The sequence below is a fragment of the Pseudomonas sp. NPDC098747 genome, assembly GCF_044760045.1.
Taxonomy (GTDB): domain Bacteria; phylum Pseudomonadota; class Gammaproteobacteria; order Pseudomonadales; family Pseudomonadaceae; genus Aquipseudomonas.
Genome location: NZ_JBIWAL010000001.1, coordinates 19286 through 37353 on the forward strand (window position 1 = coordinate 19286; position 18068 = coordinate 37353).

The 18068-nt window shown below is 59.5% G+C and carries 16 protein-coding genes; 5 read left to right on the plus strand and 11 right to left on the minus strand.

The window, feature by feature from the left end:
* Positions 1-157: 157 nt before the first annotated feature.
* From ACIQVE_RS00095 to bioB, 9 genes are all read right to left on the minus strand, one after another.
* Positions 158-1954: an acyl-CoA dehydrogenase C-terminal domain-containing protein gene (locus tag ACIQVE_RS00095; RefSeq protein WP_402803344.1), complete on the minus strand. Its 1797-nt coding sequence runs from the start codon at positions 1952-1954 to the stop codon at positions 158-160.
* A 91-nt stretch (positions 1955-2045) separates the two neighbouring features.
* Positions 2046-3335 carry a GGDEF domain-containing protein gene (locus ACIQVE_RS00100; RefSeq protein WP_402803346.1) on the minus strand — a complete coding sequence of 430 codons (1290 nt, stop codon included), beginning with the start codon at positions 3333-3335 and terminating at the stop codon, positions 2046-2048.
* A 300-nt stretch (positions 3336-3635) separates the two neighbouring features.
* Positions 3636-5441 carry a phenylacyl-CoA dehydrogenase gene (locus tag ACIQVE_RS00105; RefSeq protein WP_402803348.1) on the minus strand — a complete coding sequence of 602 codons (1806 nt, stop codon included), beginning with the start codon at positions 5439-5441 and terminating at the stop codon, positions 3636-3638.
* A 277-nt stretch (positions 5442-5718) separates the two neighbouring features.
* On the minus strand, positions 5719-6015 hold the full coding sequence (locus ACIQVE_RS00110) for a pyrroloquinoline quinone biosynthesis protein PqqE (RefSeq protein WP_402803350.1): 297 nt from the start codon (positions 6013-6015) through the stop codon (positions 5719-5721).
* Positions 6016-6135: 120 nt separating this feature from the next.
* Positions 6136-6816 (minus strand): dethiobiotin synthase, encoded by a 681-nt coding sequence (bioD, locus tag ACIQVE_RS00115; protein WP_402803352.1) that lies wholly within the window; start codon positions 6814-6816, stop codon positions 6136-6138.
* Positions 6813-7625: a malonyl-ACP O-methyltransferase BioC gene (gene bioC, locus ACIQVE_RS00120; RefSeq protein WP_402803353.1), complete on the minus strand. Its 813-nt coding sequence runs from the start codon at positions 7623-7625 to the stop codon at positions 6813-6815. The genes bioD and bioC overlap by 4 nt, the downstream gene beginning before the upstream one ends.
* Positions 7618-8349, minus strand: coding sequence for an alpha/beta fold hydrolase (locus ACIQVE_RS00125; RefSeq protein ID WP_402803355.1), 732 nt, complete (start codon positions 8347-8349; stop codon positions 7618-7620). Before ACIQVE_RS00125 ends, bioC begins: the two co-directional genes overlap by 8 nt.
* The gene (gene bioF, locus ACIQVE_RS00130; protein WP_402803357.1) at positions 8342-9520 is read right to left on the minus strand and encodes an 8-amino-7-oxononanoate synthase; all 1179 of its coding nucleotides are present in this window, start codon (positions 9518-9520) and stop codon (positions 8342-8344) included. The genes ACIQVE_RS00125 and bioF overlap by 8 nt, the downstream gene beginning before the upstream one ends.
* Before the next feature lie 174 nt (positions 9521-9694).
* Entirely contained in the window at positions 9695-10750 is a 1056-nt protein-coding gene (bioB, locus tag ACIQVE_RS00135; RefSeq protein ID WP_402803359.1) for a biotin synthase BioB, read from the minus strand.
* 91 nt (positions 10751-10841) lie between these two features.
* On the opposite strand from bioB, the gene ACIQVE_RS00140 reads away from it, so the two are divergent.
* The 5 genes from ACIQVE_RS00140 to rarD all read left to right on the plus strand — a co-directional run bounded on the left by ACIQVE_RS00140 (position 10842) and on the right by rarD (position 16776).
* Positions 10842-11582, plus strand: coding sequence for a ComF family protein (locus ACIQVE_RS00140; RefSeq protein WP_402803361.1), 741 nt, complete (start codon positions 10842-10844; stop codon positions 11580-11582).
* 192 nt (positions 11583-11774) lie between these two features.
* Positions 11775-12539: a TOBE domain-containing protein gene (locus ACIQVE_RS00145; protein WP_402803363.1), complete on the plus strand. Its 765-nt coding sequence runs from the start codon at positions 11775-11777 to the stop codon at positions 12537-12539.
* Positions 12540-12609: 70 nt separating this feature from the next.
* On the plus strand, positions 12610-14511 hold the full coding sequence (locus tag ACIQVE_RS00150) for a PhoX family protein (protein ID WP_402803365.1): 1902 nt from the start codon (positions 12610-12612) through the stop codon (positions 14509-14511).
* Between the two features lie 196 nt (positions 14512-14707).
* Positions 14708-15682 (plus strand): serine/threonine protein kinase, encoded by a 975-nt coding sequence (locus tag ACIQVE_RS00155; protein ID WP_402803367.1) that lies wholly within the window; start codon positions 14708-14710, stop codon positions 15680-15682.
* 206 nt (positions 15683-15888) lie between these two features.
* The gene (gene rarD, locus ACIQVE_RS00160; RefSeq protein ID WP_402803369.1) at positions 15889-16776 is read left to right on the plus strand and encodes an EamA family transporter RarD; all 888 of its coding nucleotides are present in this window, start codon (positions 15889-15891) and stop codon (positions 16774-16776) included.
* 222 nt (positions 16777-16998) lie between these two features.
* Here the strand turns inward: rarD and ACIQVE_RS00165 are convergent, their stop codons facing one another.
* Both ACIQVE_RS00165 and ACIQVE_RS00170 read right to left on the minus strand, forming a co-directional pair.
* Entirely contained in the window at positions 16999-17517 is a 519-nt protein-coding gene (locus ACIQVE_RS00165) for a glycine cleavage system protein R (RefSeq protein ID WP_402803371.1), read from the minus strand.
* Positions 17518-17855: 338 nt separating this feature from the next.
* A partial coding sequence (locus ACIQVE_RS00170) for a hypothetical protein (protein ID WP_402803373.1) occupies positions 17856-18068 on the minus strand: 213 nt, incomplete at its 5' end.

Genomic DNA, 18068 nt, shown 5'->3' on the forward strand with positions numbered 1-18068 from the left:
AACAACTTTTGCGACACATAGGGTCAGCCGGTGACCGATTTGTTATTTTTAGTCACCAGAAAACGATCGCAACACACCAACTCCTACAGGATTTTCTTGAACCCATGTAGGAGTTGGCGGAGGCTCGGGCCGCGCTCGGACGATTTATTGATTCTTCCTACAGCGCAAACAACTCCGCCGGCAGCTTCATCAAACAATCACTCCCCGCCTCAATTGCCGCGCGATGCGCCGCCGTGCGTGGCAACAGACGCTTGAAGTAAAACTCGCATGTGGCCAATTTACCCCGAAGATAATCCGCCTCTCCCTCGCCCGCATCCAGTTGCGCTTGCGCCACCAGCGCCATGCGCAGCCACAGATAGCCGAGGATGATGTAACCGCTGTACATCAGATAATCCACCGACGCGGCGCCGACCTCGTCCGGGTTCTTCATCGCCGCCATACCGACCTTCATGGTCAGGTCGCCCCACTGCTGGTTGAGCTCGTTGAGCTGGGTGACAAAGCTGCCCAGTTGCGGATGATCGGCGTTCGCTGCGCAGAACTTGTGGACGATTTTGGTAAAGCCGCGCAGCAGCTTGCCTTGACTGCCGAGCACCTTGCGCCCAAGCAGATCGAGCGCCTGAATGCCGTTGGTGCCTTCGTAGATCGGCGCAATGCGGCAATCGCGCACCAACTGCTCCATGCCCCACTCGCGAATGAAACCGTGACCACCGAAAATCTGCATGCCGAGATTGGTCACTTCCAGCCCGGAGTCGGTCATGAACGCTTTGCAGATCGGCGTGAGGAACGCCAGCAGGTCTTCAGCCTCCTGACGCGCCTCGACATCGCTGCTCAGGTGCGCAACATCCAGCAGTTGCGCGGTGAAGTAAGTTAGCGCGCGATTGCCTTCGTTAAAGGCTTTCATGGTCAGCAGCATGCGCCGCACGTCCGGGTGGACGATGATCGGGTCGGCAGGTTTGTCCGGGGCTTTGGCGCCGGTCAGCGAACGCATCTGCAAGCGGTCGTTGGCGTATTTGATGGCGCCCTGGAAACTCGCTTCGCCCAGACACAAGCCCTGCATCCCGGTGCCGAGCCGCGCGTGGTTCATCATGGTGAACATGCAGTTCAGGCCTTTGTTCGGTTCGCCGATCAAGAAGCCCTTGGCGCTATCGAAGTTCAGCACGCAAGTCGCCGAGGCCTTGATGCCCATCTTGTGTTCGATCGAGCCGCAGGAAACGCCATTGCGTTCACCCGCCTCGCCCGACGCATCCGGGAGGAATTTCGGCACGATGAACAACGAGATGCCCTTTGTTCCCGCCGGCGCATCCGGCAGTTTGGCCAACACCAAGTGGATGATGTTGTCGCTCATGTCGTGCTCGCCGGCAGAGATGAAAATCTTGCTGCCAGTGACCGCGTAACTGCCGTCGGCCTGAGGCACGGCGCGGGTTTTGATGATGCCCAGATCGGTGCCGCAATGGGCTTCGGTCAGGCACATGGTGCCGGTCCATTGGCCGGCGGTGAGCTTGCTCAGGTAAGTGTCTTTCTGATCAGCAGTGCCGTGGGCATGGATGGCCGACATCGCGCCATGAGTCAGGCCCGGGTACATGCCCCAGGACGTGTTGCTCGAGCCGACCATTTCGCTGATCACCAGCCCCAGCGAACTCGGCAAGCCCTGCCCGCCATAAACCGGATCTGCCGCCAGACCATGCCAGCCGCCCTCGACATACTGTGCGAAGGCTTGCTTGAAGCCTGTAGGCGTTGTCACCACACCGTTGTCGAAATGGCAGCCCTCTTCGTCACCGCTGCGATTGAGCGGTGCCAGCACGTTCTCGCAGAACTTCGCGCCTTCTTCGAGGATCGCGTTGATCATGTCCGGGCTGGCGTCATGGGCGCCGAGGGCGGCGTAGTTGGTGTGGAAGTCGAAGACGTGGTCGATCAGAAAGCGCATGTCGCGCAGCGGGGCTTTGTACTCGGGCATGGTGGCTTCTCCGTCAGCAGGTTTGCTTGAAACTACTGCCGGCCACTACGCCCCACAATCACTGTCCAGACGCTGAATGCGCCGTCATCACTCAACCCGCAGCGCTGTCCATGCGCACCGCGCCACGGCGGTTCTGGCCGAACGCGACCACACAATTGCGCCCCGCGCCTTTGGCACTGTAGAGCGCCTCATCCGCGGATTTGAGAACTTGCTCCGGGTTGCGCTGCTCCACCCGCTCAGCGACGCCGATACTCACCGTCACCGACACGCTGGAAGCACCGGAACCGGCGCGACGCTGGCGACCTTGCTGATCATCGTTCGGCCGGTTTTCCTGATTGCGCAACTGGATGCTGTAGGACGCAATCGACTCGCGAATGACTTCAAGGTGCGGCATGCACTCCTCAAGGGTTTTGCCTGCAAACACCAAGGCAAATTCCTCACCGCCATAGCGATACGCCCTACCGCCTCCGCTGATTTTGGAGAGTTTGCTGGCGACCAGTCGCAGTACCTGGTCACCGACATCGTGACCGTGGGTGTCGTTGAATTTCTTGAAGTGGTCAACGTCGCTCATCGCCAGCACATAGTTGCGGCCAAGGCGTTGCATGCGTTCGTTGAGGGCGCGGCGTCCCGGCAGACCGGTGAGCTCGTCGCGGAAGGCCATTTGATAAGCCTCGTGCGCAACGGCGGCTGCAATCATCAACATCACCTGGCTGCACATGATGTTCAAGGTAAACGGCAGGATGAAGGTTTTCGGCAGCATCCAGAACACCCCGAGCAATCCGACCAGCTGCGCCGCATGCAGTGGCCGCGGGTTGCGCCAGTATTGCCAGGCCAGCAGCAGGAATGCCGAGATGAACACCGGATACGACAGCTGGATCAGGCTCATCCACGCGCCATGCAGTGCCGGCCAGCGAATTTCCGAGAGCCACATCAGCAGCGCCTGTGGGTAACTTTGCTCAAGTCCAAGCGCCACGCTGCCGAAGGCGAGCAACACGGCGAAGCGCGCGATCATGTCTTGAAACAGATGCGTACGCTCTTGCCACGCAGCGAACAGACCGAACAACAAGGGCAGTAACAGGCAGACGAGATGAAAGACCACGGCGGCGTCTTCGCGCACTTTGCCGTTGTCTCGGTAATAGTCAGTCTGGGTATCGAGCAAAAAGTAGGCGATGTACACCGTGAGCATCAGAAACAGTTCGCGCTGCCGTCGGTAAACCGCGCAGTAAGCACCGCCCAGCAGCAGGACCAGAGTCGGCAACACGTTGAACAGGGACGTGAAGAACACGTTGAGGTCTTTGACATACGCAGCCGACAACCCCGCGAGTAACAACAGCAGGGAGGGTAGGAAATGGCTGAAACGTACAGCAGAAGAACGCGGCAAGGGTAAAGCTCCGACCCGTCATGGCAAAGAGATGGCATTGTGCCTGCAATGTGGCCAGTTAAGCACACAGAATGTGATCCAGATCACATGCAGTCTCTTTAACGGCCGCAAACACTGATTTCTGAGCCTTCAAACAAGGTTTTTTGCCCTTTGGGAGATGAAATTTCCTTCATGGCCATCATGCTTGATGGCCAGGGCGGGAATGCCCTCTTGAAACACCCCCCGGCCCAAGGAAATCCGGGCGTAAAAAAACCGCTGCTTCCGAAGGAGCAGCGGTTTTTCAAGAGACCGCGTTAAGGCTTAGTAGCCCAGTGCGAAGTCTTCTTCTTTCATGTCCATCAGGTTGTTGGCGCCCGACAGCATGGTGGCCACGTGGGTACGGGTACGCGGCAGGATGCGCTGGAAGTAGAAGCGCGCGGTTTGCAGCTTGGCGGTGTAGAACGCCGCGTCGCCCGTGCCTTCAGCCAACTTTTCGGCTGCCAGACGCGCCATGTCGGCCCAGAAGTAGGCCAGGCAGGCATAACCGGAGTACATCAGGTAATCCACGGAGGCCGCGCCGACTTCTTCGCGATCTTTCATGGCGGCCATACCGACCTTCATGGTCAGCTCGCCCCATTCCTTGTTCAGTGCAGCCAGCGGCGTGACGAACTCTTGAACAGCTTCGTTGCCTTCGTTGGTCTGGCAAAACTTATGGACGATCTTGGTGAAGCTTTTCAGAGCCTCGCCTTGAGTCATCAGCACTTTGCGGCCCAGCAGGTCGAGTGCCTGGATACCGGTGGTGCCTTCGTACAGCATCGAAATGCGGCTGTCGCGGACGTTCTGCTCCATGCCCCACTCGGCGATGAAGCCGTGGCCGCCGTAGATCTGTACGCCGTGGTTGGCGGACTCAAAACCGACTTCGGTCATGAAGGCTTTGGCGATTGGCGTCATGAAGGCCAGCAGTGCGTCGGCTTTCTTCTTCTCTTCTTCGTCCACGCCGTACTTGACGATGTCGACCTGTTTGGCAGTGAAGTACACCATCGCGCGGTTGCCTTCGGCGAATGCCTTCATGGTCAACAGCATGCGGCGTACGTCAGGATGCACGATGATCGGGTCAGCGGCTTTTTCCGGCGCTTTCGGGCCAGTCAGGGAGCGCATTTGCAGGCGATCGCGAGCGTATTTCAGGCCGCCCTGGAAACCGATTTCGGCGTGGGCCAGACCTTGCAGCGCGGTCCCCAGACGTGCGGTGTTCATAAAGGTGAACATGCAGTTCAGGCCTTTGTTCGCCGGGCCGATCAGGAAACCGGTGGCGCCGTCGAAGTTCATCACGCAAGTAGCGTTGCCGTGGATGCCCATCTTGTGTTCCAGCGAACCGCAAGTCACAGCGTTGCGTGCACCGACAGTGCCATCAGCATTCGGCATGAACTTTGGAACGATGAACAGCGAGATGCCTTTGGTGCCGGCAGGCGCGTCCGGCAGGCGGGCCAATACGATGTGGACGATGTTGTCGGCCATGTCGTGTTCACCGGCCGAGATGAAGATCTTGGTGCCGGAAACTTTGTACGAACCGTCAGCCTGAGGTTCGGCCTTGGTGCGCAGCATGCCCAGGTCGGTGCCGCAGTGCGGTTCGGTCAGGCACATGGTGCCGGTCCATTCGCCCGAGACCAGTTTGGTCAGGTAGGCGTCCTGCTGCTCAGGGGTGCCGTGCTCGGAGATGGTGTTCATCGCGCCGTGCGACAGGCCTGGGTACATGCCCCACGACCAGTTGGCTTCGCCAACCATTTCGCTCACTGCCAGACCCAGCGACTCAGGCAGACCCTGACCACCGTGCTCGACATCGTGCGCCAGGCTAGGCCAGCCGCCTTCGACGAATTGCTTGTAAGCCTCTTTGAAGCCAGTCGGGGTTTTCACGCCGGACTCGCTCCAGGTGCAACCTTCGATGTCGCCCACGCGGTTCAGCGGCGCCAGTACCTGCTCACAAAACTTGGCGCCTTCTTCGAGAATGGCGTCAACCATGTCCGGAGTTGCGTCTGCGCAAGCCGGAAGGCTCTGATAGTGCGCTTCGTAGCCGAGCAGTTCGTCACGAACGAAGCGAATATCACGCAAGGGGGCCTTGTAGTCAGGCATAGCGATAAACCTCTGCTGATGTAACCGGGAATGAACGACCGTGTTGATTTGTTGTGACGGTCAAACAGTTGTTTGAAACATACGTTTACGCCGAAATCTTGTCAAGCGTCGATCTTTTGCCGTTCGTCTTCACATCGTCCAAACGCCGGACACAGCAAACCGCCATCGACTCGATCAAGTCATGGGCGATAAAAAGAAGATTAGTTGAGGGAGAAGGACTTACAACGAAAAACGCCGCGACAAGGCGCGGCGTTCAGAATGCTGGAAGCAATGTAGATCAGGCGAAGGTGTCGATGATCGTACCCAGCACTTGATCGGATGCCTTGACGACTTTCACGCCCAGCTCTGCCTGGATCTTGCCTTGAGACATCTCGACGATGTTGCTCGCAAGATCAGACTGCTGCGCACGATCCAGTCCACGCAGACGATCGACCTGCACTTCGGAAGACTGACTGGTGACCGAACGCTCAATGGTGTTGTTGGCGATCTGGCTGGCCGCCTGGTCGACGCGATTCTGCCCGGTCTGAATCGAGCTCAAACCCGCATAAAAAGCTGTGTTACCGGAGATTTCCATAACAGGTCTCATCCTTGGGAAGGATCAATAGTCGCCATTGAAGCAGAGGCGCCAGAAAAACACCCGTCAAAAACACTAATGGCACAGTGCCTGCTCATAGGCAACCTACATAGAAAGCGCTTAGTCGAGCAGATCCAGTTGCAGGTAATCCGCCACCGCTTCGGCGCTGACAGCCTTGAGCTTCGGTACTCGTCCCAGACACGGCGCAGGAATCCGCTCGGCCAGTGTCGCCAGGTTCTCCTCCAGGCGCGACGTCTTCGGATCGATGATATTCGCCACCCACCCGGCCAGTTGCAGGCCATCACGGGCAATCGCCTCAGCCGTCAGCAACGCATGGCTGATGCAACCCAGCCGCACACCCACCACCAGAATCACCGGCAGCTTCAACGCCATCGCCAAGTCCGAGAGATTGTCCTGATCCGCCAACGGCACCCGCCAGCCGCCCGCGCCTTCAATCAAGGTGAAATCGGCATTCATCGCGAGAATCTCGCGCATCGGTGTCAGCAGCGATTGCACAGTCAGCGCGATACCCGCCTCGCGAGCCGCCAGGTGCGGTGCAATAGCCGGCTCGAACGCAACCGGATTGACCTGTTGATAAGTCAGCGGCACTGAACACTCGGCGAGTAACGCCAGGGCATCCGAGTTACGCAAACCCTTGGGCGTCACTTCGCACCCGGAGGCAACAGGCTTACCCGCAGCAGTGCTCAACCCCGCCGAACGCGCCGCGTGCAGCAATCCGGCGGCGACGGTGGTCTTGCCGACATCGGTGTCAGTTCCGGTGATGAAATAGGCTGCGCTCATACGGGTTTCTCCAACACGGCGTAGACCACCTGATATGTCGCCGGCAATCCCGACGCCTGACGGAACTGCTCGTAAGCCTCAACCAGCCCCAGAATCCGCGCCCGCCCGGTCAAACCGCCCGGCCGACCGGGATTCAGATTGTGCGCCCCCAATGCCTTCAGCTCATGGGTCAAACTGCGCACATCCGGGTAATGCAACACATGCGCCTGATTCTCCAGACTCACCGTGCGCAGGCCACTGGCCGCACACAACTGCTGATATCGGGCGAACTCGCGGAAGCGATTGACATGCACCAAGCCATCGACCTGACGCCAGCTATCACGCAACTCAACCAACGTCCCTACACAAAGACTAGCAAACGCGAAAATCCCGCCCGGTTTCAGCACGCGTAACGCTTCGCTGAGCACCGCATCAAAATTCCCACACCATTGCACCGCGAGGCTGGAGAAGATCAGATCGCAGGTCGAATCCTGCAACGGCAGGCGCTCCGCATCACCGGCAATGAAATGCTCGGCGCCACCCAATGGCCGCGCGTGATCGAGCATGCCCTCAGCGATATCCAGCGCAAGCCCTTGGCCATGGGCAAAACGCCCGCCCAATGCACGACTGAAATACCCGGTGCCGCAACCCAGATCCAGCCAGCGCGACGGCACGAAATCCGCAGGCAAGCGCTGCAGCAACTGTGTACCGACATCACGTTGCAACTCGGCGACGCTGTCGTAACTGGCCGCCGCGCGGGAGAAAGAGGCCGCGACCTGACGCTTGTCAGGCAAGCCGCCGGGCAGCGCCATATGAGACAAATCAGTCATCACCGCACTCATGCAAAAAAGCCTGGATCGCACCCGCCACTCCATGGGGGTCTTCCAGAAGAAACGCATGACTGGCCTGTTCGATCAGACCAATTTCAATATCTGGCAACAGGGCGAACAATTCGCCCGCCGCCTCTGCTGGCACCAAACCGTCCTGCCCGGCGAACAGATGTAACTGCGGGCCACGAAACGCTTGCAACGCTTCACGCGTATCCAGTTGTGCGAGCAATTCCAGTCCGGCCATCAGTGCCGCCGGCGAAGTGTTCGGTGCGCCGCCGAGCATCAGCCGCGACAAGGCACGCGGGTCTTGCGCGCCTTGAGCGCACAGCAGCGAGAAACGTTTGAGGGTCAAACGCGGATCAGCAGCGCAACCGGCCAGAAACGCATCGAAGGTCTCGCCGGGCATCGCGCTCGGCCAATGTTCGTGGGCAACAAAAGAAGGATTACTCGCCAGTGTCAGCACACCGCAGCACCTATCGCCACGGCGCGCCGCCAGTTCGGACGCGAGCATCCCGCCCAGCGACCAGCCGCCGAGCCACACATCTTGGGGAACGCGTTCATCGAGCTCTTCTAGCCAATCTTGCAGGTCGCTGGAATCGATCGCCGGCAACGGCTCGATTTCGACATGCAGATGTTCGTCGAGCCCTTGCAACGCAGCAGCCAACGGCTCCATCGGCGAAATACCGAGGCCCCAGCCGGGCAGCAGAATCAGGCGATCACGCATGGCCAGGCTCCGACGACAGTTGGGCAAAGCAATCGGCCAGTCCTTCCAACAATAGCTGCACCTGCGCCTCGCTGTGGGCGGCGGTCAGGGTTACCCGCAGTCGGGCGCTGCCGGCGGGCACGGTCGGCGGACGGATCGCGGTGACCATCAAGCCACGTTCGCGCAACATCTGCGACAGGCGCACCGCGCGTCCGGCATCACCGATCATGATTGGCTGGATCGGCGTAAAGCTGTCCATCAACTCCAGACCGATCTGTTCGGCACCGCGACGGAACTGGCGGATCAGCGTCTGCAAATGCTCGCGACGCCAGTGTTCGCTGCGCAACAGCTCAAGGCTTCTAAGCGTCGCACAGGCCAGCGCTGGCGGTTGGCTGGTGGTGTAGATGTACGGGCGCGCGAACTGGATCAGGCTTTCGATCAATTCTTCGCTGCCGGCAACAAACGCGCCTGCCGTGCCAAACGCTTTGCCGAGCGTGCCGACCAGCACCGGAACATCGTCTTGACTCAAGCCGAAATGCTCGACGATACCGCCGCCATTAGCGCCCAATGGGCCGAAACCATGGGCATCGTCGACCATCAGCCACGCGCCTTTGGACTTGGCCTCACGGGCCAGCGCCGGCAGATCGGCAAGGTCGCCGTCCATGCTGAACACGCCATCAGTGACCACCAGCGTATTGCCGGTGGCTTTCTCCAGACGTTTGGCCAGGCTCACGGCGTCGTTATGCAGATAGCGATTGAAACGCGCGCCGGACAACAGCCCCGCATCCAGCAACGAGGCGTGATTGAGCCGGTCTTCCAGCACCGTATCGCCCTGCCCGACCAGCGCCGTGACCGCACCGAGATTGGCCATGTAACCGGTGGTGAACAGCAGCGCGCGCGGCCGGCCGGTTAGATCGGCCAGCGCTTCTTCCAGCGCGTGATGTGGGCAACTGTGGCCGATCACCAGATGCGAAGCTCCGCCGCCCACGCCCCAACGCTTGGCACCGGCACGCCAGGCTTCAATCACCTGCGGGTGGTTCGCCAGACCCAGATAGTCGTTGTTACAGAACGCCAGCAATGGCTGGCCGTCGACCACCACTTCGGGCCCTTGCGGGCTTTCCAGCAACGGTCGCTGGCGGTAGAGATTTTCGGCACGTCGGGCAGCAAGGCGTGCGGCGAGATCGAAAGACATGCAGGCCTCGCGGGTTAGATCAAAAATTCAAACTGAACGCAGCCCCTGTGGGAGCGAGCTTGCTCGCGAAGAGGTCATCACTTCCAACATCAACGTTGACTGAGGCACCGCTTTCGCGAGCAAGCTCGCTCCCACAGGGGTTTTGCATTCCTTCAGAGAAATCCGCGCAAGTTTCTAAACCGCGGCGTTGTAAAACTGCTCGGTGCTCTTCTGCTCCACCAGCGCCTGTTCGATCGCGGCCTGATGCACTTCATCGGAGTGCTCTTCGCGAGCTTCCGGCGCAATGCCCAGACGCGCAAACAGTTGCATGTCCTTGTCCGCCTGCGGGTTGGCCGTGGTGAGCAACTTGTCGCCGTAGAAAATCGAGTTGGCGCCCGCGAAGAAGGCGAGTGCCTGCATCTGCTCGTTCATCGCTTCACGCCCGGCCGACAGCCGCACATGGGATTGCGGCATCAGGATGCGGGCCACGGCGAGCATGCGGATGAAGTCGAACGGGTCAACGTCATCGGCGTTTTCCAGTGGCGTGCCGGCGACTTTCACCAGCATGTTGATCGGCACCGATTCCGGATGCTCGGGCAGGTTGGCCAACTGGATCAGCAGATTGGCGCGGTCATCCAGCGATTCGCCCATACCCAGAATGCCGCCGGAACAGATCTTCATTCCCGACTCACGCACATAAGCCAGAGTTTGCAGGCGCTCGCCGTAGGTGCGGGTGGTGATGATGCTGCCGTAGAACTCAGGCGACGTGTCGAGGTTGTGGTTGTAGTAGTCGAGGCCGGCGTTGGCCAGCGCTTCGGTCTGATCCTGATCGAGACGACCGAGGGTCATGCAGGTTTCCAGGCCCATGGCTTTGACGCCTTCGACCATTTTCAACACGTAAGGCATGTCTTTGGCCGACGGGTGTTTCCACGCCGCGCCCATGCAAAAACGGGTAGAACCGATGGCCTTGGCGCGGGCAGCCTCTTCGAGGACCTTCTGCACTTCCATCAGCTTTTCTTTTTCCAGGCCGGTGTTGTAGTGACCGGACTGCGGACAATATTTGCAATCTTCCGGGCAGGCGCCGGTCTTGATCGACAACAGTGTGGAAACCTGAACGCGGTTGGCGTTGAAATGCGCGCGGTGCACCGTCTGCGCCTGGAACAGCAAGTCGTTGAATGGCTGTACGAAGAGTGCTCTGACTTCGGCCAATGACCAGTCGTGACGCAGGGTGGCAGTGATGCTCGCGCTCATGGGTATTTCCTTGGTTATGCTTGGCTGGCGCCTGCGGGAACGGAATACCCACAGGCGCTACACGGATGTTCGGCATATTTAAGGAAGTGTCATGCGCTGTCAACCACGATACGAAGGACAGGTTTACATCTGTTTAAAAAACGTACAGCACTGTTTGTTGTGCAACGAACCCGCAGAGGCAGAAATGCCTATCTGCGTCGGCTGCGAAGCCGACATGCCATGGCTGGGCGACCACTGCCAGACCTGCGCATTGCCGCTGCCCACGGCCGGCATGACCTGCGGCGAGTGCCTGCTAGAGCCTCCGGCGTACGAACAGGTCGCCGTGCCATGGCGCTACGACTTCCCGGTGGACAGTTTGATTACACGCTTTAAACACAACGCGAAATGGCCGTTTGGTCACCTGCTCGCCGACGTTCTCAGCCAATACCTGCAACATCGCTTCGATGAAGATTTGCCGCGTCCCGATGCATTGTTGCCGGTGCCATTAGCCAGTAAACGTCTGCGTCAACGCGGCTTCAACCAAGCGGCGATGTTGGCACGATGGCTGAGTCGGCAACTGGATTTGCCCTGCGAGGAAAACGTTCTGCGAAGGATTCAGGACACCAGCGCCCAACAGAAACTCGATGCCAAGGCGCGCAAGCGCAATCTGCGTAATGCCTTTGCCCTGACGCCAGATGCGAACGTCAAGGGTCGGCATCTGGCGTTGGTTGATGATGTGTTGACTACCGGCGCCACCGCCCAGGCTCTTGCTCGATTGCTGATGGATGCTGGCGCGGCACGGGTCGACGTTTATTGCCTGGCGCGCACACCAAAACCCGGTCACACCACTTAATCAAATTCACCAGAAAAACCTGTGGGAGCGAGCTTGCTCGCGAAGAGGCCCGCACATTCAATATCAATGTTGAATGACACGCCGCCTTCGCGAGCAAGCTCGCTCCCACAGGGAATTGCGCACGGCTTGACTCGCGCGCCGCAAGCCGCCAACTTCACCGTCCACCGCCACAGCAAAAAAAGCGCCCCATTCATGTCCATGCCCTCACTGCTGTCCCAGCACATTGTCCGCCGTCCGCAGCGCATTGCCCTGCTGCAGCACATCGCCGAACAGGGCTCGATCACCCGCGCCGCAAAAAGCGCAGGGCTGAGCTACAAAGCGGCGTGGGATGCTATCGATGAGCTGAACAACCTGTCGCAAAAGCCGCTGGTCGAGCGCGCGGTCGGCGGCAAGGGTGGCGGCGGTGCCAAACTGTCCAGCGAAGGTCAACGGGTGCTGCGCCTCTATCAAAAGCTGCAAGCCTTGCAAACGCAGGTGCTGGAAGCCGCCGAAGATGCCAGTGACCTCGACCTGCTCGGTCGCCTGATGCTGCGCACCAGCGCTCGCAACCAGTTGCACGGCAAAGTCGTAGCGATCACAGCCCAAGGGCGCAATGACCTGATTCGTCTGGAGCTGGCCGAAGGCTTGCGCCTCGACGCGCAAATCACCCACGACAGCACCGTGCACCTGGAACTGCAAACCGGCTCGCAAGTGGTGGCTCTGATCAAGGCCGGCTGGCTCGACTTGCTGGCCAGCGACCAACCAGCAACGCCTGGGCACAATCTTCTCAGGGGCACCATCGAAGCGATTCTCGACGCCGACGACGGCCCCAGCGAAGTGCGAATTTCCCTGCCAAACGGCCACACCCTTTGCGCACTTGCCGAACCGCAGGCGTTGTGCAGTCGTGGGCTAACTGTCGAGCAACCGGTGCAAGTGCAGTTTTCGCCGTCCAATGTGCTGATCGGCACGTCGCTTTAATCGCGGCCTGCAACGAAAGCGTCATCGACACTCATTAAGGTGACTCCCAAAACCATGCAGGGAGCCTGATGTGAGCCTATTAGAAGAAAACCAATCGACTGACCTGGAAAAAATGGTCGGCCTCAGCCGTCGCGGGTTCATCGGCGCCGGCGCCTTGTGCGGTGCGGCGATGTTCCTCGGCGGCAGCTTGCTGAGCCGCAGCGCGCTGGCCACCGGCGTCAGTGCTGGCAACAGCCGCTTACTCGGCTTCGAGAGCATTGCCGCTGCGACCACTGATGTCATCACTCTGCCCAAGGGCTACAAGTCCTCGGTGCTGATCAGTTGGGGCCAGCCACTGCAAAAGAACGGCCCGGCCTTCGACCCGAGCGGCAATGGCACCGCCGCCGCTCAGGAAGTGCAGTTCGGCGACAACAACGACGGCATGAGCCTGTTCGCCTTCCCGGACGACAGAAACCGTGCGTTGATGGCAATCAACAACGAATACACCAACTACCGTTACCTCTACCCGCACGGCGGCATGCCACAGTCGGCAGAAGACGTGCGCAAGGCCCTGGCCTGCGAAGGCGTCTCGGTGATCGAGGTGCGGCGCAACAATGGTCAGTGGCAATTCGTTCAGGGCTCGCGCTACAACCGACGCATCCACGGCAACTCGCCGCTGCGCATCGGCGGCCCGGCGGCCGGTCACGACCTGATGAAAACCGCCGCCGACAAGCACGGCAAAAAAGTCCTCGGCACCTTCCAGAACTGCGCCAACGGTAAAACTCCGTGGGGCACGTACCTGACTTGCGAAGAGAACTTCACCGATTGCTTTGGCAGCAGCAATGCCCAGCAACAGTTCGACCCGGCGCAGAAGCGCTACGGCGTCTCGGCCGCCAGCCGCGAGATCAACTGGCATCCGCATGATCCGCGCTTCGACATGGCGAAGAACCCCAACGAACTCAACCGTCACGGCTGGGTGGTCGAGATCGACCCGTTCGATCCGCAATCGACCCCGGTCAAACGCACAGCGCTGGGCCGCTTCAAACATGAAAACGCCGCACTGGCCGAGACTAACGACGGTCGCGCCGTGGTGTACATGGGCGACGACGAGCGTGGCGAGTTTATCTACAAGTTCGTCAGCCGCGACCGCATCAACCACCGCAACATGAAAGCCAACCGCGACATCCTCGATCACGGCACCCTGTACGTCGCCAAATTCGATAACGGCGACAGCAACCCGGATCACCCGAAAGGCCAGGGCCAGTGGATCGAACTGACCCACGGCAAAAACGGCATCGACGCCAGCAGCGGCTTTGCCGATCAGGCTGAAGTGCTGATCCACGCCCGCCTCGCCGCCAGTGTGGTCGGCGCCACGCGCATGGACCGCCCGGAGTGGATCGTGGTCAGCCCGAAGGACGGCCAGGTCTATTGCACCCTGACCAACAACGCCAAACGCGGCGAAGACGGGCAACCGGTGGGTGGGCCGAACCCCCGCGAGAAGAACGTCTACGGGCAGATTTTGCGCTGGCGTACCGACCGCGACGATCATGCGTCGAAGACGTTCGCCTGGGATCTGTTCGTGGTCGCTGGCAACCCGGGCGTGCACGCAGGGACGCCGAAGGCCGGCTCAAAAAACATCACCCCGCAGAACATGTTCAACAGCCCCGATGGTTTGGGTTTCGACAAGGCCGGACGCCTGTGGATTCTCACTGACGGCGATTCGAGCAACGCCGGGGATTTTGCCGGGATGGGCAATAACCAGATGCTCTGCGCTGACCCCAAGACCGGCGAGATTCGCCGTTTCATGGTCGGGCCGATTGGTTGTGAAGTCACCGGGATCAGCTTCTCGCCGGATCAGAAAACCCTGTTTGTCGGGATTCAGCATCCGGGGGAGAACGGCGGTTCGACCTTCCCTGAGCATTTGCCGAACGGCAAGCCAAGGTCTTCGGTGATGGCGATTACCCGTGAGGATGGCGGGGTCGTCGGCGCCTGATAAACCGCTTTCGCGAGCAAGCTCGCTCCCACAGGGTAATGCGCCATTTTCGAGTTAGCGCAATACCTGTGGGAGCGAGCTTGCTCGCGAAGAGGCCCGCCCAGACACTGCACTCCCACGGCAAAACCCTCAACCCCCACAGTCTGCGCTACCATGCTGGGCCGGACGCGGCAGCCTGCTGCGCGCAGGAGTCAGCATGGCCCATCCGTTTGAAACCCTCACACCCGACCTCGTACTCGATGCCGTAGAAAGCATCGGGTTCCTGAGCGATGCGCGCATTCTGGCGCTCAATAGCTACGAAAACCGCGTCTATCAGGTCGGCATCGAAGACTCCGAGCCGCTGATCGCGAAGTTCTACCGACCGCAACGCTGGACCAACGAAGCCATCCTCGAAGAACACAAGTTCACCTTCGAACTGGCCGACGTCGACATCCCGGTAGTCGCGCCGATGATCCACAACGGCGAAACCCTGCACGAGCACGCAGGCTTCCGTTTCACCCTGTTCCCTCGTCGTGGCGGCCGAGCGCCGGAGCCGGGCAATCTTGATCAGTTGTATCGGCTCGGTCAGTTGCTTGGACGTATCCACGCAGTCGGCGCGACCAAGCCGTTCGAACACCGCGAAGCCCTTGCCGTGCAGAACTTCGGCCATGCCTCGCTGAAAACTTTGCTCGATGGCAACTTCATCCCCAAGAGTCTGCTGCCGGCCTACGAATCGGTGGCACGCGATCTGCTCAAGCGTGTGGAAGATGTCTACGCCAACACGCCGCACCAGAACATCCGCATGCACGGCGACTGCCACCCCGGCAACATGATGTGCCGCGACGAGATGTTCCACATCGTCGACCTCGACGACTGCCGCATGGGCCCGGCGGTGCAGGATATCTGGATGATGCTCGCCGGCGACCGACAGGAATGCCTGGGGCAATTGTCGGAATTGATGGACGGCTACAACGAGTTTCACGATTTCGACCCGCGTGAACTGGCACTGATCGAACCACTGCGCGCGCTGCGCCTGATGCACTACAGCGCCTGGCTGGCGCGACGCTGGGATGACCCGGCGTTCCCGCACAGCTTTCCGTGGTTTGGTACGGAACGTTATTGGGGCGATCAGGTGCTGGCGTTGCGTGAGCAATTGTCGGCGCTCAATGAAGAACCGCTGAAACTCTTCTGATTCACCACGAATCCTGTGGGAGCGAGCTTGCTCGCGAAGGCGTCATGTCAGTCAACATGTGTGTTGAATGTCAGCCTGCATTCGCGAGCAAGCTCGCTCCCACATTGGTTCTGTGTTCACACATTACTGACCAATCAGGTCAGGCACTCGTAGACAAATCTCCTTACAATCCCTTCTTTTGTTAGCTGCCTAAGCAAGGATTCTGCATGCAAGCTGCCAACCCGCGTCGCGGGTACATCCTGGGCCTGAGTGCCTACATCATCTGGGGCCTGTTCCCGATCTATTTCAAAGCCATCGCTGAAGTACCGGCAGTCGAGATCATCATCCATCGGGTGCTGTGGTCGGCGCTGTTCGGCGCGCTGCTGCTGATGGTCTGGAAGCACCCGGGCTGGTTGCGCGAATTGCTCGACAACCCGAAACGGCTGGCGATTCTGGCGCTGAGCGGCACGTTGATCGCGGCCAACTGGCTGACCTATGTGTGGTCGGTGAACAACGGGCGCATGCTCGAAGCGAGCCTCGGTTACTACATCAACCCGTTGGTGAACGTGTTGCTGGGGATGCTGATTCTCGGCGAGCGTCTGCGCCGCATGCAGTGGTTCGCAGTTGGGCTCGCGGCGATCGGTGTGGCGCAGCAGGTGTGGCAAGTCGGTAGTCTGCCGTGGGTATCACTGGTGCTCGCGCTGACGTTCGGGTTCTACGGCTTGATCCGCAAACAGGCGCCGGTCAAAGCATTGCCGGGGCTGGTGGTGGAAACCTGGATGCTGGTGCCGATTGCCATCGCGTGGTTGCTGTTCAATCAAACCGCGACCAGCGCTCAGCCTGAGTTCTGGACGACTTCGCAAGCGTGGTGGCTGGTCGCAGCAGGCCCGGTGACATTGATTCCGCTGGTGTGTTTCAACGCAGCAACCCGGCATTTGCCCTACACCACAATCGGCTTCCTGCAATACATCGCGCCAACGCTGGTGTTGTTGCAAGCGGTGCTGTTGTTCGGTGAACACATGTCGTCGAGCACGTTGATCGCTTTCGCCTTTATTTGGGCCGGTCTCGCCGTTTACAGCGTCGATGCGTGGATAAGTTTGCGTCGCCGCAGCTGATCAAAAAACGCACAAACACCTACAGGCCACGGCGTTAGTGGCCTGCAGCGTTCCTTCCCAAGGTTATCCACAGCGTGATCCCCGCCGTTTGTGCGCAAGTCACTGAATACTGGCGGTTTTTTGATCAACTCGCGCAAAGCCACGAAAGACGTGGCCTAGAGGGTAGTCTCTACAGGTTATCCACAGGCAGGTGCACGTTTAAACTGGATAACCTGATCAGCGTTAAACCTCTGTGCGTAACACCAGATCCACCATCAAATCATCCGCTAGGGTTTCCAGGCGCGACTGCAAGACATCCAGCGACAAAGTCAACGGCACCGCAAGAATCGCTTCGGCGTGGAACAGCGGCTCGCTGCTCATCGGTGCCGGGCGCACTTCGGTCACCAGCCGTTCAAGGTTGACGCCCTGCTCGCTCAGCAGGCGAGTGATGTCGCGCACAATCCCCGGGCGGTCATTGCCCACCAACTCCATCGCGATGGGTTTCCAGGTGCAGGACTGCTCGATTCCGCTTTCGGCGATCAACACGCGAATGCCATGAGTCGACAGTGCTTGTAGGGAATCGACTAATTCGTCGTAAGCCTCCGCCGGTACGCCCACCCGAAGAATCCCGGCGAACTGCCCGGCCATCCGCGACATACGGCTTTCCAGCCAGTTACCGCCATGCTCGGCGATGCATTGGGCGATGCGCTCGACCTGCCCGGGTCTGTCCGGAGCAAAAACGGTGAGTACGAGATGGTTCATGGCGCAGCCCTCTTGTCATGACTTTTGTTATAGAAGATCAAGTATAGGCAAGGGCCGGTTTCGCGCTGCATCGCCTGGGCAGCTTCCGAATGAGGGCAGCGCCGATCTTCCCGACAGAACAAATCGTGTACAACTTTCGATATTTAACTGGAACAATCCAATGGTTTTTTGAGAACATCCTGTTCCGCTCCGTGACCGCAATGCGTCATGGGGTCGCAGAACGACGTAATTAGTCTGATTTTCACAAGCGCAACTCATCATGTAGTATGCCGCAGCGCGCACTACATAACGCTGGATCGATGTCTGCCCAAGGCAAGTTCGCAACCCTGAAAGCCCCGTCAGCAAGGCCCCAAGCCGTTGATTGGTCCCAGCCCAGCCGCCAGCAATGGCATGTACTGGTCGGCAGGTTTGTGGTTTAAATGGCCCGGGGCTTCATTGGTAAATTGAAGAGCTGAAAAGCGAAATAGCTGAGCAGAGTTAGTGATGGTATGAGTGTAGTGTTTGTATTGTGTGTGATTCAGGTTGTATATGTGGTTGGTCGACTTATTTTT